This window comes from Achromobacter animicus (genome assembly GCF_040775605.1).
Lineage (GTDB): Bacteria > Pseudomonadota > Gammaproteobacteria > Burkholderiales > Burkholderiaceae_B > Achromobacter > Achromobacter animicus.
In genome coordinates this window covers 5676271-5698790 of sequence record NZ_JAYGJK010000001.1, presented here as the reverse complement: position 1 = coordinate 5698790, position 22520 = coordinate 5676271, and the positions used below count along the sequence as shown (strand labels likewise).

Sequence of the window (22520 nt, the reverse complement as noted above, 5' to 3'; positions counted from 1 at the left end):
GTCTGAACCCCGGGGGCGGGGTCGGGCGCACGGCGCCGGCAAAACGGGATTCATAACCGTAACAGCGACCCGCGAACACCGTCTAAGTCATTCTGGTAATAAAGAAATAAGGGCCCCCACGCCGCGCGCGCTAGCTGCCCCCCGAGGGGGCTGCCCCGCCTTCGGACGGCCGGGCGGCTATTTTGCGGAGGTCGTCGAAACCAGCCGCGAGCGTACGCGCATATATGAATATGCGGCTTGTCGTAGAACAAGCCCCTAAACCCCTACAACGCCGCATCCACCGCCCAGCGTGCCACGAACACCAGAATTATCACCAGGCAGGCCGCGAGCAGCAGGCCGGTGGCGATGAGGGGGCCGGGCTTGTTGTGGGCGATGTCGGCGTCGTAGCCGCGGCCGCGGCGTACGCCGAAGAAGGCCCACAGCACGGAGCGGACCGTGCGCAGGAAACCGAGCATATGCGCCTCCGGGCGGATTCTTGACGGCCCACTGTAGACGCTGGCGTGTCCGGCAGACAGATGCAGATCCGCGTCAGCCGACCGTATCAGATGGCGCGGCGGCGTGTGCGCCGATGCCGCGCACGATGTGTTCCAGCAGTTCGCGCGCGGCCGGCGAGATGTGGCGGCCGGCGCGGCTCAGGACGTGCAGGCTGCCCTGGTTCAGGATGGGATTGGCCAGGGGCAGGCTCGCGAGGCGCTGGGCCTGCATGTCGGCGGTGACGGCGATGGGGGGCGTGAGCGCGTAGCCGATGCCGGCCGCCGCGAACTGCCAAAGCGCCTTGAACGACGAGGTGGTCAGCACGTTGTGCAGCCGGACCTGCTCGCTGATCTCGGCGGCCTGGATGTGCTGGCGCACGCCAAACCCTTCCTGCATGGACGCGCCGGGGTAGTCGGCCAGATCGGTCAGCAAGAGGGGCCGGCGCAGGCGCGTCAGCGGGTGGTCCTGACGCACGATGGCCCGTATCGGCTCGGGCCGCGAGTAATGCGTGCGCAGCCGGGCATCGTTGGGCGGCTGGAACACCAGCCCGATGTACGCGCGGTCGTCGACGATGCGCTGGACGATTTCGGACGTGCGGGCCACGTCGATGTCCAGCGTGACTTCGGGATGGCTGCGCCAGTAGCCCGGCAGCACGCGGTCGAACATCAGCTCCACAAAGCCTTCGCCCAGCACCAGGTCGATGTGGCCGCGTTCGGCTTTGCGCAGGCTGTCGATTTCAGAGAAGAAGCTCTCCTGGATGTCCTGCTGCCGTTTTACATAGCGCGCCAGGATGTGGCCGGCATCGGTGGGCACGAGGCCACGTCCCCGGCGTTCGAACAGCGCCATGCCGCAGTCGCGCTCCAGGGCGGCGATCGCGCGGCTGACGGCGGACGGGTCCATTTCCAGGGCCTCGGCCGCGCCGCGCACGGATCCCCGGCTCATGACCTGCATGAAGTAATGCGTGCGGCGCGCGTCGAGTTGTTCGTCCATGGCGGCTGGCTCCGGGCGGAATGCGGCTGATTTTCCACGAAGGGAATTAAGGGTTTACCCTTATTTCGATTTGTCCCGTGCAAAACTTTCCGAGGAAAGGCGAATTCGTTGCATTTTACGCAACGTTTCTCGGTGGCCCGTGTCATGGTTGCCCGCCAGAGGGGTGGGCGAAAATTGCGCAGTCCGAATCGGCCGCCCGCTGCGCGCGCCGTTCGCGCTGTATTGGCCGTTTGAATCGACCGAGCCGCTCTTCAAGCGCCGTCGCCCGAACCTTCCGAATTCGCTCGCCCCGCCGGCTCCACCTGGACGTCCGGGCGCCGGTTTCCGGGTTCGTCCGGCCCACTGCCACGATCACTATTCACGTCATCAGGGGAAAACCAATGTCTCATGCCAGCGCAAGCCTGGCTTCGCCTTCCATGCCGCTATCGGGGCGCGTGCGCATGCTCGCCGCCATCCTGCTGGTGGTGGTCATTTCCGAAGCGATCGGCAGCGTCACCTTCTCGGTCGGTCCGGGCAAGATCATCCTGCAGCCCATGCTGTGGGCCATTTTCATCGGCGCGGTGGTTGCGGCGTTCGGCCAGCGGCTGCCGGCAGGCGCCGGCATCGACAAGGCGATGCAGACCCGCATCAGCGGCTACCTGCAATACGCGCTGCTGCCGTTCCTGGCCAAGCTGGGTCTGATGGTGGGCGGCGCGTTGCCGCAGGTGCGCGAGGCCGGCTGGGCGCTGGTGTTCCAGGAGTTCGGCCACTTCTTCGGCACCATGGCCATCGGCCTGCCGCTGGCGCTGCTGCTCGGCATCAAGCGTGAAGCGATTGGCGCGACGTTCTCGGTGGGCCGCGAGCCCAGCCTGGCGATCATCGGCGAGCGCTACGGCATGAACTCGCCGGAAGGCCGCGGCGTCATGGCCGAATACATCACCGGCACCGTGATCGGCGCGCTGTTCGTGGCGCTGATGGCGGGCTTCATCACCAGCCTGAACATCTTCGATCCGCGCTCGCTCGCCATGGGCGCCGGCGTGGGCTCGGGCAGCATGATGGCCGCAGGCGTGGGCGCGATCGCTTCGCAGCAGACGCCCGAAATGGCGCATCAGGTCGCTGCGCTGGCCGCGGCCGCCAACCTGCTGACGACGGTGGTTGGCGTGTACTTCACCCTGTTCATTTCGCTGCCCACGACGATCTTCCTGTACGGCAAGCTCGAGCCCGTGCTGGGCCGCTTCTCGCGTGGCAAGAACGAGGCCGTGGTCGACGACAGCGTGTCGGAAGACGTGCCCGCGCACGGCTCGAAGATGGGCTTCGGCGACCGCCTGACCGCCTACGTCATCTGTGGCCTGTTCGCGCTGGTGGGCAACCGCCTTGGCTACAACGTGCCGTTCGCGGACGCGCTGCCGGGCATGGCCATCATCGTGCTGCTGGTCGTCATCACCGACCTGATCCTGCGCGTCGTGCCCAAGCTGCCGGCCGTGTTCGTGCTGTCGGTGATCGCCATGACCGCCGGCTGCCCGGGCGTGCTGCCGTATTCGGATCAGATCATCGCGATGGTCGGCAAGGTCAATTTCCTGCCGTTCACGACGGTGATCCTGGCGATGGCCGGCCTGTCGATCCTGAAGGACCTGCCTGCGTTCCGCAAGCTGGGCTGGAAGATCGTGGTGGTGTCGCTGGCGGCGAACGCCGGCACGTTCATGGGCGCCACGATGATCGCGGAATTCTTCCACTGATCCATCACGCTTCGCGAAAAAGCCGCCTGTTGCAGGCGGCTTTGTCATTTTCTGGGCCTTGCTGGCGTCAGAGTTTGTAGCCGCCGCTTGCCTCGATGACCTGGGCGGTCACCCAACGGCCTTCGTCCGAGGCGAGAAAGGCCACCGTCGCGGCGATCTCCGAGGTTTCGCCGAATCGGCCAAGCGCTGTGTCGGCTTCTATCGCTTTAACCATGGCGGCATTTTCGCGGACGGCGGCGTTCATGTCGGTGCGAATCCAGCCTGGCGCCACGGCATTCACCGTGATGCCGCGCGTGCCCAACTCCTGGGCAAGCGCGTGGGTCAGGTTGTTGATGCTGGCCTTGGCCATCGAGTAGATGGGCACGGCGGACATTGCCCGCACGCCGGCGCTGGAAGAGATATTGATGATCCGACCATTGCGGGACAGACGGCTCAGTGCGGCTTGAACCATGAAAAAAGGTGCGCGGGCGTGGACGGCGAAGAGCGTGTCCCAACTCTCAGGGGTGGCCTCCGCCAATCCGCCCCAACCGGAATTTCCCGCATTGTTCACGAGAATGTCGAGTGCGTTGCTGCCCATCAGGTCAGCGAGCCTGCCGTCAAGATTCTCGAACAGGGCCGGAATGGTGTTTGCATCGGTCAGATCGGCGTGCAGTGCGAAAGCGCGGCCTCCGGCTGCTTGAATGGCGCCAACCACGTCGTCCGCGCCAGCCTTGCTGACGTTGTAGGTCAGCGCGACCATCGCACCTTCCTGGGCCAGACGTTCAGCGATCGAACGGCCGATGCCGCGGGACCCTCCGGTCACCAGGGCGGTTTTTCCAACTAGCATCTGTGACATGGAAATCTCCTTGGTCAAACGATGCGTTCGCGCACGATGGGCCCAGGATCTGCCAAAACAACCGACAGCCCCATTCGAATCAGATCCGCATCGCCGCCGTATTCGTGCCGCGCGATGTGGTGCAGCAGCACACCCAACTGCTCCAGCTGGCGAGCTGCCTTCAGCGGGCCTGCGTTCACGGGCGCAAAGCCCGCGTCGTCGATCAGCTTTCGCACGACCTGACCGGCTTCGGGGTCGTCCGTGGCATAGAAAACGTTGGGCCTGGACGGCGATGACGCCCAGGCGGCGGCTTCCAGCACGGGCGCGGCCGTCAGGCTGAACGCCTTTACCACCCGCGCCGCAGGAAGTCTTTTTTGCAGGTATTCGGCGGTCGAGCTGTCTCGCATGAAGGCATGATCATGGAAGTGTTCGAAATCGCCGGTGACGCCAAGCGGGTTCATGGTTTCGATCACGATCTTGCCGTCGAGCGCATTGCCCACCGCGTCGATCACGGCGTCCACCCGAGGCCAATAGACCGAGAACAGCACCGCTTCACCGAAGTCTGCTGCCTGTTTGATGGTGCCAAGCCTTGCGTCGTCGGCCAGCTCGGCAAGCAAGGGAGAGATCTTGCGATCCTCGCCGTCCTTGGCAAGCACCAGTTGATGATTGGCGGAGGCCCAGGCTCGCGCGAGCCGGCTACCGATGTTGCCGGTGTTCAGAATTCCTATCTTCATTGCACTTTCCGCTAACGATGAATGCGGCTGGCGGCGCCGCGAACGGGCGCCGGGCGCCAGGGAGTTATTGCTTGACGGTGTCGGCGCTGGCCTGCTCGAGGAAAAGATCCACGTGCACTTTCGGCATGCCCACCAGCGTTCCACCGATCGGGGACGGACGCACCGCCTCATTGATGAGCTTGCGTGCCTCTTGCGGGAGAACCGGCTCGCCCCGCTGCTGGTAGATCCTCTTGGCCTCGTCATCCGACACGCCCGCGGGAACGACCGGCGCATACCGCCAGAAGTAGATCGGCGTACCGGGTTCCACGCGCCAGCTGTCGGCAAGCGAGCCGGCGTTGACGACGTCGTAGCCCACTGCCTCGATGAAGCGCGTCACGGTCTGCACCGCGTCGGCGTCGTCACCGGCAATGGGCAGCGTTGTCCGATCAGCATTGCCCTTGGGGCGGGCGTTGCTTTCCATGTGAATCCAGCTCAGGTTGTGAAGCCCCTTGACCACCGCCGCGCCTGGCAGGTGCCGCTGGATGAGTTCGCTTGATGTCAGTTCGCCTGCATCAAGATCGGGGCGGCGAAATCCGCCCATGCCGGGGTAGTAGTTGGTCTGGTCGAGCACGACCTTTCCGGCGAACCGGTCGGCCGGCAGGCTTTCGAATGTCGCCAACGGAATGGCGAGCGAGACGATGTCTCCCGCTGCGATCGCGTCGTCGACCGAGCCGGCACGGGCAAGGGGTCCCAAGGCTTTGGTCAGCGCAGAGAGCGTTTCGGGACCGCGTGAATTGCTGATCACGACGTTGTGACCCGCCGCGACGGCCAGACGCGCGACAGCCTTGCCGACAAGGCCGGCGCCAATGATTCCGATTGTTTGTTTCATCGTAGATATCCGTTGATGGAGCGCGGCGGAATTCGCCGGCAGATGTCATGCAGGGCACACCCGCCGCGTCGCGGCCGATGTGCAGCGTGTTGCATGAAGCTCACTGTAGATTCGGCTCCCGGATTGATAAATGGTGCTAAAAGGCAAATACTGTTGTCCATGAATACATCAATCGATTTGCCCGAAATGAGAGTTTTCGCGGCGGTGGTGACCGATGGCTCGTTCACGTCCGCGGCCGAGCGGCTTGGCACCGATAAGGCGCGCGTCAGCCGCATCGTCAGGCGTATGGAAGAAAAGCTGGGTGTCCAACTCCTTACCCGTTCGACACGCCGCCTCAATGTGACCGAGGTGGGGCGGGACTATTTCGAACGCGCCGTCTGCATCCTGACCGCTGCTGAGGCGGCTGAGGCCGCGGTGGCGCAGCAGTCCCGCGAGCCCAAGGGATTGCTCAAGATCACGGCGGGCGCCGAGTTCGGGACGATGGTGGTGGATGACTGGATTGCGGCGTTTCTGCGCGCGGCGCCCAAGGTGACCGTGGAAGCGGAATACACGAACCGGCTGGTGGACATCATCCATGAAGGATTCGACGTCGCAATCCGTGTCGGCGCGCTGGAGGATTCAGGGCTTTCTGCGCGTCGGCTTGGCGAAGTGTCATACGGGCTGTATGCAGCGCCGAACTACCTCAAGCGCGCACCGAAGCTATCCGCAGTCGGAGATTTGAAACACCACGCGTTGATCATGAAGACAATCCGTGGCCGCTCGAGTTGGACGTTGGTCAAAGAGGCGATAGCGGAAAGGGTCACGGCGACGCCCCGTTGTGCCGTCAACAGCATCATCGCGGCAAAGAATCTTGCCGTCGCGGGGCTGGGAATCGCGCAGCTGCCACGTTTCATGGCAGCGCCGTTCGTGGCGGACGGCAGCCTCGCCTGTGTGCTTGCGGGCTGGGCTGAAATTCCGGCACCCGTTCATGCCGTGTTCGCATCCAGCCGCTATATGGATCCCAAGGTGCGCACTTTCGTAGATCTGAGCGTGGAGGCGTTCAAGGGCGGAGACGCCTGAACGCCGTCCGCTTACATCCAGCGTGATTGGCCCGGCCGGTAGCGCGCGTTGTCGGTCACATTTTCAGTGGGCCCGATGTTGGCCACTGCTGGGATGCCGGCGCTCGCCGCCTTCATGACAGCCGCCGCCTGCAATTCCACCTGCGGATTGCCCATGGCGACGCGATAGGGTTGCAGCGGCGCCAGGCCTTCGATGGTGCCCCAGTCGTTAGCGATGTCGGCGCGTTGCGCCACCGGGTCCGGCCGCGCGGCAAAGTCCCCGACCGCGCGCCGCATCCGGGCGTCCGCGTACAGATCGCGCAATTCATCGATATTGATGGCGGGCGCGGTGAGGGCAAGAGGCGCGACGGCAGGGTCGGCTTTGTGTCTGACAGTCGGGGCGTCTTGTTCCGCCCTTGCCAATCTGTCGGCCTGAGCGCGTTCCACGCGCTGGGCGTCGCGGGCGGCCTGGGCTTGCGCGGTGCGCTGGGCCTGCCGGGCGGCGAAGTTCTGCGCGGCGCGTTCGGCTTCCCAGGCAGGGCGGTTCTCATCCAGCATCGAAACGCGCGCCGGATAAGGCGCGGCGACGTGGGGGATGGCGGAGATCGCAGAAATGGCCATGCGGGGGCTCCTTGTCGTGATTGACCTTTGGGTTGGTCTGTCTGGGGAGATGCAAGTTCACTGTAGCAAAGGCCTCTGCGAAAGGCTTTACCCATCTGTGGATTTCGTAACCGTCTCCCACGCCGTCAATTCCTCCTGCAAGGAGGCCAGCTTGCCCCGCACCAACCCGAGCGCGTCGCTGCCGAGCAGCAGGTGCGCGGGAGGATGATCGGCGTCGATGGCCGCCAGCATGGCGCGCGCCGCCTTGCGCGGATCCCCCAGCTGACGGCCGCTTTTCTCTTCGCGGGCCTTGCGGATAGGGTCGAAGAGGGCGTCGTAGTCCGCAATGGTGCGGGGCGTGCGCGTCATGGATCGGCCCGCCCAGTCGGTGCGGAACGACCCCGGCGCCACCGCCGTCACGGCAATGCCCAGCGGCTGCACTTCCTTGCCCAGGGCTTCGGAAATCCCCTCCAGCGCGAACTTGCTGCCGCAGTAGTACGCGATGCCCGGCATGGTGATGTGGCCGCCCATGGAAGTGATGTTCAGGATGTGGCCGCGCCGGCGCTGGCGCATGAAGGGCAGGACTGCCTTCATCATCGCGACCGCGCCAAACACATTCACGTCGAACTGGCGGCGCATTTCCGGCAGGGGCGACTCTTCCATCACGCCTTCATGGCCGTAGCCCGCGTTGTTGACCAGCACGTCGATGGCGCCGACGCTGGCCTCGATATCGGCCACCACGCCGTCAATGGCGTCGAAGTCGGTGACGTCCAACACGCGACCGATCGCAGCGCCGGGAGACAGGCTTTCAAACGCGAGGCGGGCCGGCTCGGCGCGCACCGTGCCGACGACGCGGTGGCCTGCGGCCAGGGCTTCCTCGGCCAGGGCGCGGCCGAGGCCGCTGCTGACGCCCGTGATGAGCAGGGTTTTGGGGGAGGTCATGGAGGGGGCTCCGAAGTCATTGGAGAATGCATGGTAGTCTTGCCAAACCGCGCGGATAAGCCGTAATCCGCTGCTTATCTTGCACAAAGCTATGAACAACAACGCCACGGCCCCCGACGACGCGGTAGGCGCGGATCCTGCCGAAAACCGCATGGCCGCGCTGCTGCGCAGCCTGGCGCCTGATGAGGGCTACAACCTGACCGCGTTGCCCAGCGTGCGCGTGCTGCGCGCCAACCGGGCGCTGGCGCGCACGCCGGTGCTGTATGACCCGGGCATCGTGATCGTCTGTCAGGGCCGCAAGCGCGGCTACTTTGGCAATCAGCTGTACCTGTACGACGAGCAGCATTACCTGGCCGTGTCCGTCCCGGTGCCCTTCAGCATGGAGACCGACGCAACGCCCGAGCGCCCGCTGCTGGCGCTGTACCTGCACCTGGATTTCGCGCTGGCCGCGGAACTGGCGTCTCAGATCGACGCCGCCGGCGCCGCGGCGGCAGCCCAGCCGCCGCAGAGCATGTTGTCGACGCCGATGGATGACGCGATGCGCACGTCGGTGCTGCGATTCATCGAGGCCATGTCCCGGCCGCTTGAAGCCGCCGTGCTGGGACCGGGGCTGTTGCGTGAGGTGTATTTCCGCGTGCTGACCGGCCCGCAGGGCGGTTCGATGCGGGAAGCGTTGTCCCTGCGCGGGCAGTTTGGCCGGATCGGCAGATCCTTGCGCCTCATTCACGCGGAATACGCCCGGCCGCTGGACGTGACTCGGCTGGCGGACGAGGCGGGCATGAGCGTCCCCAGTTTTCACAGCCATTTCAAGGCGGTGACGCAGGTCTCTCCCATGCAGTACGTGAAATCGACGCGCCTGCACCAGGCGCGTCTCTTGATGGTGCGGCAGGACCTTACGGCCGAGTCGGCGAGTCAGGCGGTGGGCTACACAAGCCCGTCCCAGTTCAGCCGCGAGTTCAAGCGCCTGTTTGGCCTGACGCCGGCGGCGGAGGCGCGACGCATGCGCGAAGGCTTCGCTTTGCCGGCATTCGCGGACGCTACATACGTGTCGTCACACTGAATCGGCGGCTGCCCGCCGACGGTTCGTTCAAGGCTTGGTGGCCTGCATCGACGGACGCTGGCTGAACCCTTCGAACCACTTGGCCGTGGCGGGATGCGACGCGCGCCAGTCCAGATCCGGGAAGCGGAAGTCCAGGTAGCCCAATGCGCAGCCGATGGTGATGGTGCCGATGTCCAACCGGCCTTCGAGGCCTGCGGCGTTCTTCTCGATGAGCGCGAGACCGTCGCGCACCTTGCCAAGCTGTCCTTCAACCCAGCCATCCCAGCGCAACGCCTCCGGGCGCAGCACGGTCTCATAGCGCGCCAGCAGCGCCGCACCCAGCATGCCGTCGGCCATCGCCTGCTCGGCCAGCACCGGCCAGCGGGCCTTGCCGGCGGGGAAGAACGTGCCGCCGCCCAGATCGTTCAGATACTCGCAGACAACGCGGCTGTCGAACAGCGCCAGGCCGTCATCGGTGATGAACGTGGGCACCTGGCCCAGCGGGTTGCTCGGGATGATGGTCTGGTCGCGGGCGACGGGACCGGCGGCGCTGGGCAGCTTTTCAATGCGGTCGACCAGGCCGAGTTCATGGGCGATGACCATGCACTTGCGGACAAACGGCGAAGCAGGCGAGAAGAAAATTTTCATGGGGTTCCCTGTCGGTGAGAGGCGTCAGTGTTGCGCATGGGCCAGGTGCTGTCCAGCCACCCAGCCAAAGGTCAGAGCGGGGCCGAGCGTGATGCCGGGCGCGGGGTATGCGCCGCCCATCACGGACTGCATGTCATTGCCCGCGACGTAAAGCGCGGGGATCGGCGCGCCGGCCGCGTCCAGTGCCTGCGCGTGCGCGTTGGCTGCTATGCCGCAGGCGGTGCCGATGTCGCCGGGGTACACCTTGACCGCGTAGTACGGTCCCTTGCCGAGCGGCGCGAGGCAGGGATTCGGCTGGTGATCCGGATCGCCAAGGTAGCGGTTGTAGGCGGTCCCGCCCTTGCCGAAGTCCGGATCGTGTCCTTGCGCGGCGTGCCGGTTGTAGCGTTCGACAGTGGACTGCAGTGCGGCGGCGGGCATGGCAAGCCGTTCGGCCAGTTCAGCCAGCGTGGACGCCTGCAGCAGGTAGCCCTGGTCGATCAGGTGCTGGCGGGGCCGCCCGCCCGGCAGGGCGAGGCCCAGACCCCAGGTGTCGATGAACCGCTGGTCGCAGACCAGGAATGCCGGGATGCTGGGCGCCGTTTCGTTGCTGCGATACATGGCCTGCACGAACTCGTGATACGAGGTCGCTTCGTTGACGAAACGTTTGCCCGCGCCGTTCACCGCGATCAGCCCGGGCTTGGCGCGGTCCCAGACCAGATGCGGGTAATTGAGCGGCGTTCCGTTGCCGGCGTCCAGAACCGAGACAGGCGCCCAGAATGCCGGACTGGCGTAGCCGCTTCCGAAAGCCGCGCCGGCCTGCTCCGACAGCCGGATGCCGTCGCCCGTGTTGCCGCGCGGGGACATCGACCAACTGCCGGTTGGCTGCGGATACGTTTGTGAGCGCCTTTCCGCATCCCACGGGAAGCCGCCCGTCGCCATCACGACGCCGCGGCGCGCGCGGACGTTCAGCGTCGTACCGTCCCGTGACACCGCGGCGCCCAGCACGCGCCCGTTGGCGTCCCGGTGCAGCGAGAGCGCTGGCGCTTGCAGCCAGTATTCGATGTTGCGCGTCAGCAGTCCATGGAACAGCTGAGCCGCCAGCGCGTTGCCAAGCAGTAGCCGGGTGCCCCGGTGGTAACCGCGGGCGCGGTCCGAGGCGAAACGCAACACCAGCGCCATGCTGTGCCGCCAGGCCGCGAACGAGCGCGTGGCGCGCAGCAGGTGCCGCACGTCGGTGATGTTGACCATCATCCCACCGAGCACGGTGAATTCCTTCAGCGGGTCGCGCAGCTGGTTGAAACGGCTGCCCAGTTTGCGGCCATCGAACTCGACCGGGTCGAGCGAGCGCCCGCCCATCGCGGCGCCGGGCCGGTCAGGGTAGTAGTCGGGCGAAGCGGTCCGCGCGGCAAGCTGCAGCAGGCCGCGGGACACGAGGTAATCCATCATGCGCGGGCCCGCATCCAGGTAAGCGCGCTTCATGTGCTCGGGCGCCGCCGTGCCCACCGTTTGATCCAGGTAGGTCCACACGTCGTCCATGCTGTCCGGATGGCCCGCCGCTTCCGTCTGCGAGTTTAGCGGTATCCACACCGCGCCGCCGGATATCGCCGTCGACCCGCCGATGCGGTCGGTCTTCTCGATCAGCAATACCTCCAGGCCTTCCTCGTGCGCGGTCAGTGCCGCCGCCATGCCGCCCGCGCCCGAGCCCACGACGAGCGCGTCCACTTCCTTGTCCCAGGTGATGTGGTTCATGCTGCCTACGCTCCTGAGCCGCCCAGCGACTTGCCGCCGTCCACGAAGATGACCTGGCCCGTAATGAAGTCCATGTGCGGCGCGGCCAGAAAGGACACGGCATTGGCGATGTCTTCCGGCCGGCCCGCCCGGCCGGTGGGCTGCAGGGCCAGTTGCGCGGCCATGCGCTCCGGCGTCAGATTGCGCAGTAATGGCGTGTCGATGAGGCCGGGGGCGATGGCGTTGACCAGGATGCCCCGTCCGGCCAGCTCCATCGCGGATGCGCGGGTGTAGCCGACCAGGGCCGCTTTCGACGCGACGTAATGCGGGTGATTCCTGGCGCCCAGATAGGCGCGCGACGCGATGTTCACGATCTTGGCGCCCGGCAGCATGGCGCGCGCCGCCTCTTGCGTCAGCGTGGCGACCGCCAGCAGGTTGACGTCGAAGGCGCGGCGGTAGTCGTCGCTCGTCACGTCGAAGAACGTGCGCTCGTCGAACATGCCGGCGTTGTTCACCAGCGCGGCCAGCGGTGGCAACGACCGCGCCAGTTCGCGCGTGGCCGCCTCGTCGGCGAGGTCCACGACGCGATGGTCGACGTCCAGTCCCCGGTCGGCCAGCGCCCTTGATTCCTTGTCCGCCAACGCCGCGTTGCGATCAGCCATCACGACGCGGAAGCCGTCGCGCGCCAGCCGCTCCACGATCGCCAGGCCCATGCCGCTTGCGCCGCCCGTGACCAACGCCGTACCCAGACTCATGATTTCTCCTTAAACGGCCAGATAGCCGCCGTCCACCGGCAGCACCACGCCATTGACATAGCTGGCCAGGTCCGAGGCCAGAAAGAGGATGGGGCCGACGATCTCATCCGCGCGCCCCGCGCGCGCCATGGGTGCACGTCCCATGTACCAGTCGGTGCCGTTCGCCTGGGCGCGCTGCCCGGCGGTCATTTCGGTTTCCATCAGCCCCGGCGCCACGGCGTTCACCCGCACGCCGTGGGGGGCGAGATCGCGGGCCAGCACTTCCGTGAACGAGCGCACGCCGCCCTTGGATACGACGTAGCCTGCCGTTGAAATACCGCAGCCGTAGGCCACGATGGAACACAGGTTGACGATCGCGCCGCGCGTGGCCTTGAGCTGCTCGACAAAGGCATGCGTGACGTTGAAGGTGCCTTGCAGGTTCACTTGCATCACGCGCTCCCAGATCTCGGGCGTATGCGGATCGTCGAACGGCGCGCGCGCCGAGATGCCGGCGTTGTTGACCAGGACGTCCAGCGGTCCGTGGCGGGCCGCGCAGTCGGCGGCAAAGGCGCGAACGGCCGCCGCGTCGGTCACGTCCAGCGCCGCATGCGCGGCATGGCCGCCGGCCGCGATGATGGCTTGCGCCGAGGCGGTGGCCAGCGCCGCGTCCACGTCGGTCACGATCACGTGCGCGCCTTGGCGCGCGAAGCCCTGGGCAATGGCGGCGCCCAGGCCGCGCCCGGCGCCCGTCACGAGGACGCGCTTGTCTTGCATCGAGATCATGGCTCTTTCCTTGTTGCGCCTAGGCGCCCAGATAGGCGCGCTGCACGCCTTCGTCGCTCGCGAGCGCGGCGGATTCCCCGTCGAGTGCGATCTCGCCGTTTTCCAGGATGTACGCGTGGCTGGACACCGATAACGCCAGCTTCACGTTCTGTTCCACCAGCAGAATCGTGATGCCCTGTTCGCGGTTCAGCCGCAGGATGATGTCGAAGATCTGTTCGACCACCAGGGGTGACAGCCCCATGGACGGCTCGTCCATCAGGATCATGCGAGGCCGCGCCATCATTGCCCGGCCGGTCGCGAGCATCTGCTGCTCGCCGCCGGAGAGCGTGGCGGCCTTTTGCTCGAAGCGTTCGCGCAGGCGCGGAAAGGTGTCGCACACCATGTCCATGTCCTGCCGGACCACGGCGCGGTCGCGGCGCAGGTAGGCGCCCATTTCCAGGTTCTCGCGCACGCTCATCTCGCGGAATATTTCGCGCCCCTCCGGCACCTGCACGATGCCGCGGCCCACGACCGCGTCGGCGGACAGGCGATGGATGGGTTCGCCCGCGAATCGCACGGCGCCCGCCGTGGGCGAGACCAGGCGCGAGATCACGTTCAACGTCGTGGACTTGCCCGCACCATTGGCGCCTAGCAGCGCCACGATGGCGCCTTGCGGGACTTTCAGCGATACGTCCTGCAGTGCGCGGATGTTGCCGTAGGCGGCCGACACCGCATCGACTTCCAGCAGAATCTCAGCCACCGGCTGCTCCCTTGCCCAGATAGGCTTCGATGACGCGGGGATTGCTGCGTACCTCCCCGGGTGTACCCTCGGCGATCTTCTCGCCAAACGACATGACGGTGATGCGATCCGATATCGACATCACCAGTTGCATCACGTGTTCCACCAGTAGCACCGTGATGCCGTCGCGTTCGCACAGTTCGGTCAACAGCCGGTCCAGCGTTTCGATTTCCCGATTGCGCAGCCCCGCGGCGGGTTCGTCCAGCAACAGCAGCTGCGGCGAAATCGCCAGCGCGCGTGCCAGTTCCAGCATCTTCTGGCGGCCGAAGTCCAGGCTGCACGCAGGCGTATCCAGGAAGTCGGCCAAGCCGACGCGCTCCAGCAGATGTTCCACGCGCTCCCGCGCCTCGGCCGCGGCGGGCCGCAGCAGCTTGCCCACGCTGTTCGCGCCGTGCGCGTATGTGCCTAGCAGTGCGTTCTCGCGCACGCTGAGGGCGCCAAAGAGTTCCAGGTTCTGGAAGGTGCGCGCCACGCCCAGCGCCGCCATCTCGTGCGGCTTCTTGCCCGTGATGTCGGCGCCGTTGAATGTGATGCTGCCGCTCGTGGGGCGGTAGTAGCGCGATACGCAGTTGAAAGTCGTCGACTTGCCGGCGCCGTTGGGTCCGATCAGCGCGTGGATGTGGCCGCGTTCCACCTGCATGGATAGCCCGTTGATGGCGGTCAACCCGCCAAACTTCACCGTCAGGCCCTGCACGTCCAGGTAGGGATGGGTGCTCATGCTGCGCTCCTTTGAGGGGACTTGGACGCGGTGGCGGCCGCCCGCGAAGCCGCGGGCAAGGGCGTTGCCGGCGGCGGCGCGCGACGGGCCGCGCGGCCGGCAAACAGGCCCTTGGGCGCGAACATCATGAAGCCCATCAGGATGAAGCCGTAGATGATTTCCTGGAAGGACAGCGCCTGGCGCAGCAGTTCCGAAATCAACCCGAAGGCCAAAGCCCCGGCGATGGCGCCGCGCACGGAACCAATCCCGCCGACCACGACCATGGTCAGGATCAGAATGGTCGTTTGAAACCCCAGGCTTTCGGGATGGATGAACGACGCAAACAGCGTGTACATGCCGCCGGCGATGCCGGCGTAGGCGGCCGACAGCGTGAACGCAGTGCGCTTGATGGCGTTGACGTTCACGCCCATCGCCTGCGCCGCTATGTCGCTTTCACGCACGGCGCGGAACGCGGATCCCAGCTGCGAACGCGACAAGGCGACGGTGGCCCACAGCAGCAGCGCGGCGATCACCACGACGAAGGGGTAGGCCTTGACGTCCGATACCAGTGCGTAGCCGAACAGCGTGGCGGGAGATATGCGGAATCCGTTCGACCCGTTGGTGACCGATTGCCAGTTCAGGAACACCCACTGCATCGCTTCACCAAACGCGAACGTGGACAGGGCCAGATAGATGTCGCGCATGCGCAGCGCAAGCGCGCCAATCAGGTAGCCCAACGCGGCGGCCAGCAGTCCGCCCGCGATGATGGAGACGAAGAAGGGCGGATGCCACAGATTGTTGATGAGGCCGGCCGTGTAGATGCCGACGCCGTAGAAGGCCGCGTGCGACAACGCAAACTGCCCGGTTTCGCCGATGACCAGATGCAGGCCCAGCGCCAGCACCACGAACACCATCAGCAGATTGACGACGTAAATGACATAGCCGCTAGCCATGAACGGCAGCGCCATCAGCACGACAGCCATGAGCGCCAGCAGGATTCGATCGATCTTGTTGCTCATACTTTTTTCACCTGCAGTTTTCCGCCCAGCAACCCTTGCGGGCGCAACAGCAGCACGACCATGATCGCCACGAACGGCGCCACCACGATGGCGTTGGTCGAAATGAACAGCCCCACCAGGTTCTCGGCGATGCCGATCACGAATCCGCCAACCACCGCGCCTGGCAGGCTGGTGATGCCGCCCACGATGGCGGCGGCATAGGCCAGGATGGCGATGTGGCCTATGTCGGGCGTGATGAGGATCTTTGGTGTGATTAGCAGCGCGGCGACGGCTGAGATCAGGCCAGACAGCGCCCACACCATCATGCGGATGCGTGTCAGGTTTACGCCCGTCAGCCGCGCCGCCTTGGGGTTCATGCCCACGGCCCGCATGGCCCGGCCGACGCGTGTGTAGGTGAACATGCCAAAGAGCAGCAGCATGACGGTGACCGCGACGGCGAAGATCAGCAGGTCCAGCCGGGTCAGCACGGCGTCGCCGATGATGACGGCATCGGTCGAGGCGAGCGGTGGCAGGGATCGCGGGGTATCGCCCAACCCCGAGGTTCGCACAAGTCCCTTCAGGGCGTACGCGAGGCCGAGCGTGGCGATGACCATCTGCACCCCCACGCCCTTGGACGCGATGACGCGTTCCATGACCACGCGCTGGAACAGTCCCGACAGGACGGCCACCCCGACCAGCGTGACCGGAATGACCGCCAGGTAGGGCCACCCCATCACCAGGATGAGGAACAGCGCGATGTAACCGCCCACCATGAAGATCTCGCCCTGGGCGAAATTCGGTACATCGGTGGTCTTGAAGATAATGACGACGGCAACGGCCAGCAACGCATACACGCTGCCCGTCACCAGTCCCGACAGCACCCCCTGCTGCAGGAACAACCAGGTATCGGCAAAGCTCATGATGTTCTCCGGCGGCCCGCGCGATGCTGCGCCATCGCGCGGGCGTGGCCCGTGACGGACCGCGGGTTTACTTCTGGTACTGCCAGGTGCTCTTGAAGGCGCCCGGCACGAGGGTCATGTTCGTGCCGTCGAACTTGATGTAGATGGCGGCTTCCTGCGCGGCGCGGTCGCCGGGGCCGAACTCGATGGGGCCCGCCATGACGCCGGAGTCGAACTTCATGGTTTCCAGCGCCTGCAGCACCTTCTCACGCGTGGGCTGGGGGCCGGCGGCCTTCAGCGCGTTCACCACCGCCATGGCGGGTGGAATGCCGTAGGGCATGTAGGACTGCGGATGCCCGGGCTTGGCCGCCAGGTCGGGGTAGGACTGCTTGTACATTTCGTACACCCAGGTCAGCTTCGGGCCACCAGGCAAGTCGGCCAAAACGTCCTGGATGTAGACGTTCTTGAAGGCGTCCTTGTTGCCCACGTTCTCTACGAGCTGCTTGAGGTCCGCCGTGCCGTTGACCGCCAGCACGATCGGTTTGTTCCAGCCCAGTTCGTGCGCCTTTTTGATTATGAGGGCGGCGGGACGCGCATAGGTGGTCAGCAGCAGGACGTCCGGATTGCCCGCGCGGATCTTCAGCATGGGCGCGGTCACGTCCGTGATGTTGGGATTGACCGACTGCACCTGCAGCGCCGGATCGCCAAGCTGCTTTGCCTGAGCCTTCGCGGCTTCCAGGTTCCAGCCGCCGTACGCGTCGTCGTGATTGATGTAGCCGATCTTCTTGGCCTTCAGGTGTTCCGATGCGAACTGCACCATTGATCCACCAACGGCGTGCTGCGAGATCGAGAAGGCGCCGTAGATGTACTTGGACGGTGGGTAAAGCGCGCCGTCGCCGGAGGCGTTCAGCATGACTAGCGGCACCTTCTCGCGCTCGATGTATTCGCGCGATGCGACGACAGCTGCCGAGCACGAACCGCCGTTCAGAAGGAAGACCTTGTCCTGCTCGTTCAGCTTCTTTACGGCGGCGACAAGATCGTTGGCGTTGCAGCGGTCGTCTTCGATGACCAGCTCGATCTGACGACCGTTCACGCCGCCTTCCTTGTTGACCTTGGCGTACCACATCTTGGCGGCATTGAGCACGTCAAAACCGTAGGCCATGCCGCTGCCCGACAGCGGCGCAAAAACGCCTATCTTGATGGTCTTGTCCGTGATCCCCGGTTCCTGCTGCGCCTGCGCGGTGGCCGACAAGGCCAGGACGCACAGCGCGGCAGCGGCCGCATAGCGACTACGTTGGTTCATGCTTTGTCTCCCGTTCTTTTTAAGTGCGCGTCTTTGGTGGATGACGCTCTTGCTGCGCTGACGGCCATGCCGCCCGTAACCCTTACTGCATGCGATATCCGCCGTTCACGTCGATGACGCTGCCGGTGATATAGCCCGCGTCTTCCGATACCAGGAACCGCACGGCGGCGGCCACGTCCTCCGCCGAGCCGATGCGGCCCAACGGGATGGCCTGGGCAGCCGCGGCCAGCGCACCGCTGCTGGTGACGGTGCTGCGCAGCATGTCGGTGTCGATCAGGCCCGGCGCGATGCCGTTGGCCGTGATGCCAAGGTGGGCGGCTTCCCGGGCCATCGCCTTGGTCAGGCCGAGGACGGCGGATTTGGCGGCAATGTATGAGGCGCTTGAGCGGTAGCCGCCAAGCTGCGCGGCGACCGACGTGAAGGTGACGATCCGGCCATGCGCCAGAGGCGCAGCCTCGCGACGTCGAAGGTATGCGCGGCCGCAAAGGAACACGCCGCGCGCGTTCACGGCAAAACTGCGTTCCCAGATGTCGAGCGACGTGTCCTTGATAAGGGGGCGCTCACCGTTTTCCTGGAACAGCAGCAATCCGGCGGCGCTGACCAGCACTGCGATGGGCCCGTGCTGGCGTTCGATCTGCTCGAACGCGCCTTCGACGGCCGCTTCGTCGCTGACGTCGAAGGCGTGAGCGGCGTGCGGTGCGCCCAGTTCATCGGCAACGCGTCGCGCGCGTCCGGCGTCCACGTCCGACACCACCACGCGCAGGCCGGCCTGCGCCAGTTCGCGGCAGATCGTTGCGCCGATGCCGCCGCCGCCACCGGTGACAAGCGCGAGTCGGGGCGCCGGGCCAGCGGTGGCTGGCTTGGATACATTGGTCATGCTGTCTCCTTCCGTGGCGTGCCGTTCAGCCTGGGTATGAGGCCGGCCACCTGTCTGATTTTTTTGCGATTATGTATACATGGTCGTGTTGCAGGTATAGGTGCTTACCCTGAACGTCGTTTGGTTTACAGCAGAGATACTAAGGGAATCCCGGATGCGGGACGGAGATGAGTCGCCGTATGTATTCTTCATGTATACAATTCGGCCATGGATACGCTATCTCAACACGTCACGGACACGCTTCGGGACTGGGTGCTGCACGGCAAATTCAGCCCCGGCGCGCGACTGGAAGAAATCCCGCTAGCCGAAAAGCTGGGGGTGTCGCGCACGCCGGTGCGCGCGGCGCTCGCCACGCTGGGCAACGAAGGCCTGCTCGAACACTTGCCCAAGCGCGGCTACACCGTGCGGGCATACGACATCGGGGAGATCGTGGCGGCGTATGAGGTGCGGGCCGCCCTGGAAGGTCTGGCGTGCCGGCAGGCGGCGCAGCGCGGGCTGTCAAACGATGCGGTGGCGGTGCTGAAGAACTGCCTGGACGAGGGCGACCGGATTCTTGCCAAGGGCGAACTGTTGCCCGAAGACCACTTGCCGTATCAGCAGGTCAACATCACCTTGCACAACGGCATTCTGGAGGCGGCCGGCAATCCTTGGGTCAGGAGGTTCGCGACGCAGGCGCAGGCGATTCCCTATGCGTCGGATCGGATCATCCTGTGGGAAGACCATGGAATCATCCTGCGCTCGCACGATGACCACCATCGGATCGTGAGCGCCATCATCGCCCGCGATGGGGCGCGGGCCGAGGACCTGATGCGCGAGCATGTGTACTACGCCGGCATCATCCTGAAAAACAACTACGAAAGGCTTGCCCAGGCGTACCGGGTCTGATCGATCCGGCGCGCCTGGCGCAGGCAGTTGGCGCGGGCCGCTGGCCCACGCGCCTTATTCCGTAATGCCCGTTTCCAGGCAGGGCTTGAACTCCCCGGTGTCCGGATCGCGCAGGAACAGGACGCCGGTGGCCACGCCGAAGTACGCGCCGTGCAGTTCCAGTTCGCCCTTTTCGACGCGGCGGCGGATGGACGGGAACGTCATCAGGTTGTTCAGGCTGTGCGCAACGGTGGCCAGTTCCAGACGCTTCAGGTTGGCCTGGCGGTCGCCGGTATCCGGGGACATGCCCTTGGCCACGGGTTCGATCTGCGACATCCACTTGCCGATGAAATCGCTCTTGCTCAGCGGCGTGGCGTCGTCGAAGAAGAAGCGGATGCCGCCGCAGGACGCGTGGCCCAGCACGACGATGTGCTTGACGTTCAGGCCGTTGACCGCGAATTCGATGGCGGCGCTGGTGCCGTGGTACGACGATTCCGAGTCCGGGTCACAGGGCGGCACAAGGTTGGCCACGTTGCGCACGACGAACATCTCGCCGGGGCCGGCGTCGAAGATCGCTTCGGGCGACACGCGCGAGTCGCAGCATCCGATGATCAGGATTTCCGGGCTTTGGCCGATTTCGGCCAGCTTTTGATAGCGGCTGCTTTCAGTCTGGAAGCGGCCGTCCAGGAAAGATTGATAGCCTTCGGAGAGTCTTTTGGGAAACATGATCTTCACTTCCTAGTATCGAGGCCAGGCATGCTGGCGCGCCGGCATACGCAATAAGGGGCTTCGTTTGGAAGCCCCTGTTATCGAGTCGGCAGACGCGATTTTCCCATAACTGGCCTGATATCCACCTGTCTAAACCCTGATTAGAAAAGGGTTTTTGGCGGCTGGCCGGGCGGCGGTCTGACCTAGCGTGCGGCGACGTCCAGCGCATTCACCCGGGCGAATTCCAGCGGCGTAATCGCCTTGACCACCTTGATCTGGCCGGGCGCGAACGGGCCGACGACATCTTCGCTGACCCTGCCGATCTCGCGGTTCTGCGCGTCGTACAGGACGTAAGTCAGCAGGACGCTGTTGACGTTGCGCTCCGACTGGTTGGCGAGAAAGCCCGTAATGGTGGAGACGTTGCGGGTGCTGTCGCGCACGGCCTGGACGTTGCCCAGGGTGATGCCGTAGGCAAGGCTTTGCGCGGCAGCGGCGCCGGACAGGCCGGCCAGCACGACGAGCGCGGCAATGACGAGTTTTTTCATGGTTGTCTCCTGATACGGCCCGCGGCGGCGACGGTAGTACGGCATCGCGGCGGGGATCAGGCGTATCTCACTCCTTTCTGCCACGAGAGACAACGGGCCAGAAGGATGAATGGGTAACAGGTTGCGGCGGATGTTGCCAATGTTGGGGCTTTGTTCGATGATTGCCAAGCCGGCGCCTTGGCCGGCGGACCGTGCCGCCCGCGTCGCGCGTGCCATTGCGCGAGGGGCGCTCAAGGGAGGAACTCATGCTTTCCCGTACCAGCCAGCTGGCTTCGGCCATCCTGTTGTCCGCATGTTTTGCCGGCGCGCAGGCGCAGACCCCCGCCGCTCCCTCAACCGCCAAGACGCCCACGCCGCAGCAGCAGCGCATGTCGGACTGCAACAAGGCCGCCGAGGGCAAGAAGGGCGACGACCGCAAGACGTTCATGAGCAGTTGCCTGAAGGGCGAGGAGCCGGCCAAGCAACTGACGCCGCAGCAGCAAAAGATGAAGGACTGCAACGCGAAGGCCGCGGAACAGAAACTGGCCGGCGACGCGCGCAAGACGTTCATGAGCACGTGCTTGAAGGGGTGAATAGCCGGCAAGAAGAAACGCCAGACGATGTCTGGCGTTTTTTTTTGGACCGCTGACCGATGCTGTTGGGTGTCAGACACCCAAGATGCTCAGGTGCAGCTTCAAGGCCGTTTCGTACGGGTGCAAGACACCGGCGCTTCGCCGGTCACGCCGTCGCAATCGGCGTGACCGGCGATCCGATCGCATGCGGCAGGCGCAGCGGCGGCGCAGTCAGCATGAAGTGGTGGCGGCCATTGGCAAACAGGAACTCCGCCAGGTCCTTCAAATACCAAAGCTCCGCCAGCGGCAGCCCCAGCTTGAACAGGCAGTGATGATGCAGCGGCAGCATCGGACGCGCGCCGGACTTTTCGCGGGCGGGGTAGGCCTCGACCGCGTAGTTGTCGGCGCAGATGGCGGCGATGCCGCTATCGGTGATCCATTGCAGCAGCGCGTCGTCGGTGCCGTCCAGCGCGGCGCCGTAGGTGTGCAGCACCTCGGGGTCGGGCGTGCCGTTCATCGCGACCACGGCTTCGGCGTAGCCGGTGCGCAGCACCAGCATGTCGCCGCGCTCAATCGTGATGCCATCCGTTGCCAGCACGTGCATCAGTTCGGCGTGACCGATCAGCGTGCGGCCCGGGCCGTAATGGCGGAACAGGTCGACCAGCACGCCGCGGCCCTGCATGCCTTTCTGCGCCAGGTTCTCAACGCCCAGCTTCAGCGCGGCAGACGGGCCGCCGCTGTTGCAACCGCAGCCGGTGTGATCGCCATCATTGGGTCCCACAACGTCCACGCCCGCTTGAAAGCCGTTGTAGTAGCGCAGCTCGGGTGTGCCGTCGCCATCGGCATCGAACAATGCGCCCACATGCGCCAGCGCGTCCCACTGCGTCGAGTACTGCATGGACAGCAGCACCTGGTCGTCGCTCAGCACGTCGAGCGCGTCGGGGTTGACGTTCTTCAATGGGAAGTTCAGGTACGGCGTGTCCTTGAGCTTCGTGGGGCTCAATTGCGGCGGGTGGCGCCGCGGGTTGAGCACGTTGCCGCCGGGCAGGTCCAGCGGCAGGGACAGGCAGAAGGTCTTGCCGGCGCGGATCTCGCGTGCGCCCTTCAGGACCTGTTCTTCGGTGATGAGATTCAGGCGGCCGAGTTGGTCGTCGGGCCCGAAGTCGCCCCAGTTGGAGCCTTCGGGCCGATGCTTCCAGCGTTGCATGCGGC

Annotated in this window: 25 protein-coding genes; 5 read left to right on the top strand and 20 right to left on the bottom strand. The window is 65.3% G+C overall.

Annotated elements, in window-relative coordinates:
- Positions 1 to 263: 263 nt before the first annotated feature.
- Both AB3147_RS26005 and AB3147_RS26000 read right to left on the bottom strand, forming a co-directional pair.
- Positions 264 to 455 (bottom strand): DUF2970 domain-containing protein, encoded by a 192-nt coding sequence (locus AB3147_RS26005; protein WP_367353362.1) that lies wholly within the window; start codon positions 453 to 455, stop codon positions 264 to 266.
- Between the two features lie 73 nt (positions 456 to 528).
- Positions 529 to 1464 carry a LysR family transcriptional regulator gene (locus tag AB3147_RS26000; protein WP_175122154.1) on the bottom strand — a complete coding sequence of 312 codons (936 nt, stop codon included), beginning with the start codon at positions 1462 to 1464 and terminating at the stop codon, positions 529 to 531.
- A 380-nt stretch (positions 1465 to 1844) separates the two neighbouring features.
- Between AB3147_RS26000 and AB3147_RS25995 the strand changes: the two genes are divergently transcribed.
- Positions 1845 to 3179 carry a DUF3100 domain-containing protein gene (locus tag AB3147_RS25995; protein ID WP_175122155.1) on the top strand — a complete coding sequence of 445 codons (1335 nt, stop codon included), beginning with the start codon at positions 1845 to 1847 and terminating at the stop codon, positions 3177 to 3179.
- A gap of 67 nt (positions 3180 to 3246) precedes the next feature.
- Here the strand turns inward: AB3147_RS25995 and AB3147_RS25990 are convergent, their stop codons facing one another.
- From AB3147_RS25990 to AB3147_RS25980, 3 genes are all read right to left on the bottom strand, one after another.
- A complete protein-coding gene (locus AB3147_RS25990; protein WP_367353361.1) occupies positions 3247 to 4014 on the bottom strand; it encodes an SDR family NAD(P)-dependent oxidoreductase in 768 nt (255 codons plus the stop codon).
- A 14-nt stretch (positions 4015 to 4028) separates the two neighbouring features.
- Positions 4029 to 4727, bottom strand: a complete 699-nt coding sequence (locus AB3147_RS25985; RefSeq protein WP_367353360.1) for an NADPH-dependent F420 reductase — start codon at positions 4725 to 4727, stop codon at positions 4029 to 4031.
- Positions 4728 to 4791: 64 nt separating this feature from the next.
- Positions 4792 to 5595, bottom strand: a complete 804-nt coding sequence (locus AB3147_RS25980) for an NADPH-dependent F420 reductase (protein ID WP_239214965.1) — start codon at positions 5593 to 5595, stop codon at positions 4792 to 4794.
- A gap of 93 nt (positions 5596 to 5688) precedes the next feature.
- Here AB3147_RS25980 and AB3147_RS25975 point away from each other — a divergent pair, with 93 nt between their 5' ends.
- Entirely contained in the window at positions 5689 to 6654 is a 966-nt protein-coding gene (locus AB3147_RS25975) for a LysR family transcriptional regulator (protein ID WP_367353359.1), read from the top strand.
- 11 nt (positions 6655 to 6665) lie between these two features.
- Here the strand turns inward: AB3147_RS25975 and AB3147_RS25970 are convergent, their stop codons facing one another.
- Both AB3147_RS25970 and AB3147_RS25965 read right to left on the bottom strand, forming a co-directional pair.
- On the bottom strand, positions 6666 to 7253 hold the full coding sequence (locus AB3147_RS25970; protein WP_367353358.1) for a hypothetical protein: 588 nt from the start codon (positions 7251 to 7253) through the stop codon (positions 6666 to 6668).
- Between the two features lie 87 nt (positions 7254 to 7340).
- Positions 7341 to 8174 (bottom strand): oxidoreductase, encoded by an 834-nt coding sequence (locus AB3147_RS25965; protein ID WP_367353357.1) that lies wholly within the window; start codon positions 8172 to 8174, stop codon positions 7341 to 7343.
- A gap of 91 nt (positions 8175 to 8265) precedes the next feature.
- Between AB3147_RS25965 and AB3147_RS25960 the strand changes: the two genes are divergently transcribed.
- The gene (locus AB3147_RS25960) at positions 8266 to 9234 is read left to right on the top strand and encodes an AraC family transcriptional regulator N-terminal domain-containing protein (RefSeq protein ID WP_438861010.1); all 969 of its coding nucleotides are present in this window, start codon (positions 8266 to 8268) and stop codon (positions 9232 to 9234) included.
- Positions 9235 to 9261: 27 nt separating this feature from the next.
- Here AB3147_RS25960 and AB3147_RS25955 read toward each other — a convergent pair whose 3' ends face one another.
- The 10 genes from AB3147_RS25955 to AB3147_RS25910 all read right to left on the bottom strand — a co-directional run bounded on the left by AB3147_RS25955 (position 9262) and on the right by AB3147_RS25910 (position 18640).
- Positions 9262 to 9861 (bottom strand): glutathione S-transferase, encoded by a 600-nt coding sequence (locus AB3147_RS25955; RefSeq protein WP_367353356.1) that lies wholly within the window; start codon positions 9859 to 9861, stop codon positions 9262 to 9264.
- 24 nt (positions 9862 to 9885) lie between these two features.
- The gene (locus tag AB3147_RS25950; RefSeq protein ID WP_218342670.1) at positions 9886 to 11592 is read right to left on the bottom strand and encodes an FAD-dependent oxidoreductase; all 1707 of its coding nucleotides are present in this window, start codon (positions 11590 to 11592) and stop codon (positions 9886 to 9888) included.
- A gap of 5 nt (positions 11593 to 11597) precedes the next feature.
- Entirely contained in the window at positions 11598 to 12326 is a 729-nt protein-coding gene (locus AB3147_RS25945) for an SDR family NAD(P)-dependent oxidoreductase (protein ID WP_218342671.1), read from the bottom strand.
- A 9-nt stretch (positions 12327 to 12335) separates the two neighbouring features.
- Positions 12336 to 13088 (bottom strand): SDR family NAD(P)-dependent oxidoreductase, encoded by a 753-nt coding sequence (locus AB3147_RS25940; protein ID WP_218342672.1) that lies wholly within the window; start codon positions 13086 to 13088, stop codon positions 12336 to 12338.
- 19 nt (positions 13089 to 13107) lie between these two features.
- Positions 13108 to 13827, bottom strand: coding sequence for an ABC transporter ATP-binding protein (locus tag AB3147_RS25935; protein ID WP_218342673.1), 720 nt, complete (start codon positions 13825 to 13827; stop codon positions 13108 to 13110).
- Complete coding sequence (locus tag AB3147_RS25930; protein ID WP_191578259.1) at positions 13820 to 14584, bottom strand: ABC transporter ATP-binding protein; 765 nt, start codon at positions 14582 to 14584, stop codon at positions 13820 to 13822. Before AB3147_RS25930 ends, AB3147_RS25935 begins: the two co-directional genes overlap by 8 nt.
- Positions 14581 to 15582: a branched-chain amino acid ABC transporter permease gene (locus AB3147_RS25925; protein WP_218342674.1), complete on the bottom strand. Its 1002-nt coding sequence runs from the start codon at positions 15580 to 15582 to the stop codon at positions 14581 to 14583. Before AB3147_RS25925 ends, AB3147_RS25930 begins: the two co-directional genes overlap by 4 nt.
- Entirely contained in the window at positions 15579 to 16481 is a 903-nt protein-coding gene (locus AB3147_RS25920) for a branched-chain amino acid ABC transporter permease (protein ID WP_191578257.1), read from the bottom strand. The genes AB3147_RS25925 and AB3147_RS25920 overlap by 4 nt, the downstream gene beginning before the upstream one ends.
- Before the next feature lie 67 nt (positions 16482 to 16548).
- The gene (locus AB3147_RS25915) at positions 16549 to 17763 is read right to left on the bottom strand and encodes an ABC transporter substrate-binding protein (RefSeq protein WP_218342675.1); all 1215 of its coding nucleotides are present in this window, start codon (positions 17761 to 17763) and stop codon (positions 16549 to 16551) included.
- 82 nt (positions 17764 to 17845) lie between these two features.
- On the bottom strand, positions 17846 to 18640 hold the full coding sequence (locus tag AB3147_RS25910) for an SDR family NAD(P)-dependent oxidoreductase (RefSeq protein WP_218342676.1): 795 nt from the start codon (positions 18638 to 18640) through the stop codon (positions 17846 to 17848).
- Positions 18641 to 18847: 207 nt separating this feature from the next.
- On the opposite strand from AB3147_RS25910, the gene AB3147_RS25905 reads away from it, so the two are divergent.
- Positions 18848 to 19525, top strand: a complete 678-nt coding sequence (locus tag AB3147_RS25905) for a GntR family transcriptional regulator (RefSeq protein ID WP_105240957.1) — start codon at positions 18848 to 18850, stop codon at positions 19523 to 19525.
- Between the two features lie 54 nt (positions 19526 to 19579).
- On the opposite strand, the gene AB3147_RS25900 is transcribed toward AB3147_RS25905, so the two are convergent.
- Together AB3147_RS25900 and AB3147_RS25895 are read right to left on the bottom strand one after the other, a co-directional pair.
- Positions 19580 to 20230, bottom strand: a complete 651-nt coding sequence (locus AB3147_RS25900; protein ID WP_105241734.1) for a carbonic anhydrase — start codon at positions 20228 to 20230, stop codon at positions 19580 to 19582.
- Between the two features lie 185 nt (positions 20231 to 20415).
- Positions 20416 to 20757, bottom strand: a complete 342-nt coding sequence (locus tag AB3147_RS25895; protein ID WP_218342677.1) for an FxLYD domain-containing protein — start codon at positions 20755 to 20757, stop codon at positions 20416 to 20418.
- A gap of 245 nt (positions 20758 to 21002) precedes the next feature.
- On the opposite strand from AB3147_RS25895, the gene AB3147_RS25890 reads away from it, so the two are divergent.
- Entirely contained in the window at positions 21003 to 21329 is a 327-nt protein-coding gene (locus AB3147_RS25890) for a PsiF family protein (protein ID WP_175139528.1), read from the top strand.
- A gap of 145 nt (positions 21330 to 21474) precedes the next feature.
- Here AB3147_RS25890 and AB3147_RS25885 read toward each other — a convergent pair whose 3' ends face one another.
- A complete protein-coding gene (locus AB3147_RS25885; RefSeq protein WP_175122165.1) occupies positions 21475 to 22515 on the bottom strand; it encodes a cyclase family protein in 1041 nt (346 codons plus the stop codon).
- Positions 22516 to 22520: the final 5 nt, after the last annotated feature.

What these genes read in the sequence shown, in the direction of transcription:
- AB3147_RS26005 (WP_367353362.1), bottom strand. Translation starts at nt 455, where the DNA reads ATGCTCGGTTTCCTGCGCACGGTCCGCTCCGTGCTGTGGGCCTTCTTC.
- AB3147_RS26000 (WP_175122154.1), bottom strand. Translation starts at nt 1,464, where the DNA reads ATGGACGAACAACTCGACGCGCGCCGCACGCATTACTTCATGCAGGTC.
- AB3147_RS25995 (WP_175122155.1), top strand. Translation starts at nt 1,845, where the DNA reads ATGTCTCATGCCAGCGCAAGCCTGGCTTCGCCTTCCATGCCGCTATCG.
- AB3147_RS25990 (WP_367353361.1), bottom strand. Translation starts at nt 4,014, where the DNA reads ATGTCACAGATGCTAGTTGGAAAAACCGCCCTGGTGACCGGAGGGTCC.
- AB3147_RS25985 (WP_367353360.1), bottom strand. Translation starts at nt 4,727, where the DNA reads ATGAAGATAGGAATTCTGAACACCGGCAACATCGGTAGCCGGCTCGCG.
- AB3147_RS25980 (WP_239214965.1), bottom strand. Translation starts at nt 5,595, where the DNA reads ATGAAACAAACAATCGGAATCATTGGCGCCGGCCTTGTCGGCAAGGCT.
- AB3147_RS25975 (WP_367353359.1), top strand. Translation starts at nt 5,689, where the DNA reads ATGAAGCTCACTGTAGATTCGGCTCCCGGATTGATAAATGGTGCTAAA.
- AB3147_RS25970 (WP_367353358.1), bottom strand. Translation starts at nt 7,253, where the DNA reads ATGGCCATTTCTGCGATCTCCGCCATCCCCCACGTCGCCGCGCCTTAT.
- AB3147_RS25965 (WP_367353357.1), bottom strand. Translation starts at nt 8,174, where the DNA reads ATGACCTCCCCCAAAACCCTGCTCATCACGGGCGTCAGCAGCGGCCTC.
- AB3147_RS25960 (WP_438861010.1), top strand. Translation starts at nt 8,266, where the DNA reads ATGAACAACAACGCCACGGCCCCCGACGACGCGGTAGGCGCGGATCCT.
- AB3147_RS25955 (WP_367353356.1), bottom strand. Translation starts at nt 9,861, where the DNA reads ATGAAAATTTTCTTCTCGCCTGCTTCGCCGTTTGTCCGCAAGTGCATG.
- AB3147_RS25950 (WP_218342670.1), bottom strand. Translation starts at nt 11,592, where the DNA reads ATGAACCACATCACCTGGGACAAGGAAGTGGACGCGCTCGTCGTGGGC.
- AB3147_RS25945 (WP_218342671.1), bottom strand. Translation starts at nt 12,326, where the DNA reads ATGAGTCTGGGTACGGCGTTGGTCACGGGCGGCGCAAGCGGCATGGGC.
- AB3147_RS25940 (WP_218342672.1), bottom strand. Translation starts at nt 13,088, where the DNA reads ATGATCTCGATGCAAGACAAGCGCGTCCTCGTGACGGGCGCCGGGCGC.
- AB3147_RS25930 (WP_191578259.1), bottom strand. Translation starts at nt 14,584, where the DNA reads ATGAGCACCCATCCCTACCTGGACGTGCAGGGCCTGACGGTGAAGTTT.
- AB3147_RS25925 (WP_218342674.1), bottom strand. Translation starts at nt 15,582, where the DNA reads ATGAGCAACAAGATCGATCGAATCCTGCTGGCGCTCATGGCTGTCGTG.
- AB3147_RS25920 (WP_191578257.1), bottom strand. Translation starts at nt 16,481, where the DNA reads ATGAGCTTTGCCGATACCTGGTTGTTCCTGCAGCAGGGGGTGCTGTCG.
- AB3147_RS25915 (WP_218342675.1), bottom strand. Translation starts at nt 17,763, where the DNA reads ATGAACCAACGTAGTCGCTATGCGGCCGCTGCCGCGCTGTGCGTCCTG.
- AB3147_RS25910 (WP_218342676.1), bottom strand. Translation starts at nt 18,640, where the DNA reads ATGACCAATGTATCCAAGCCAGCCACCGCTGGCCCGGCGCCCCGACTC.
- AB3147_RS25905 (WP_105240957.1), top strand. Translation starts at nt 18,848, where the DNA reads ATGGATACGCTATCTCAACACGTCACGGACACGCTTCGGGACTGGGTG.
- AB3147_RS25900 (WP_105241734.1), bottom strand. Translation starts at nt 20,230, where the DNA reads ATGTTTCCCAAAAGACTCTCCGAAGGCTATCAATCTTTCCTGGACGGC.
- AB3147_RS25895 (WP_218342677.1), bottom strand. Translation starts at nt 20,757, where the DNA reads ATGAAAAAACTCGTCATTGCCGCGCTCGTCGTGCTGGCCGGCCTGTCC.
- AB3147_RS25890 (WP_175139528.1), top strand. Translation starts at nt 21,003, where the DNA reads ATGCTTTCCCGTACCAGCCAGCTGGCTTCGGCCATCCTGTTGTCCGCA.
- AB3147_RS25885 (WP_175122165.1), bottom strand. Translation starts at nt 22,515, where the DNA reads ATGCAACGCTGGAAGCATCGGCCCGAAGGCTCCAACTGGGGCGACTTC.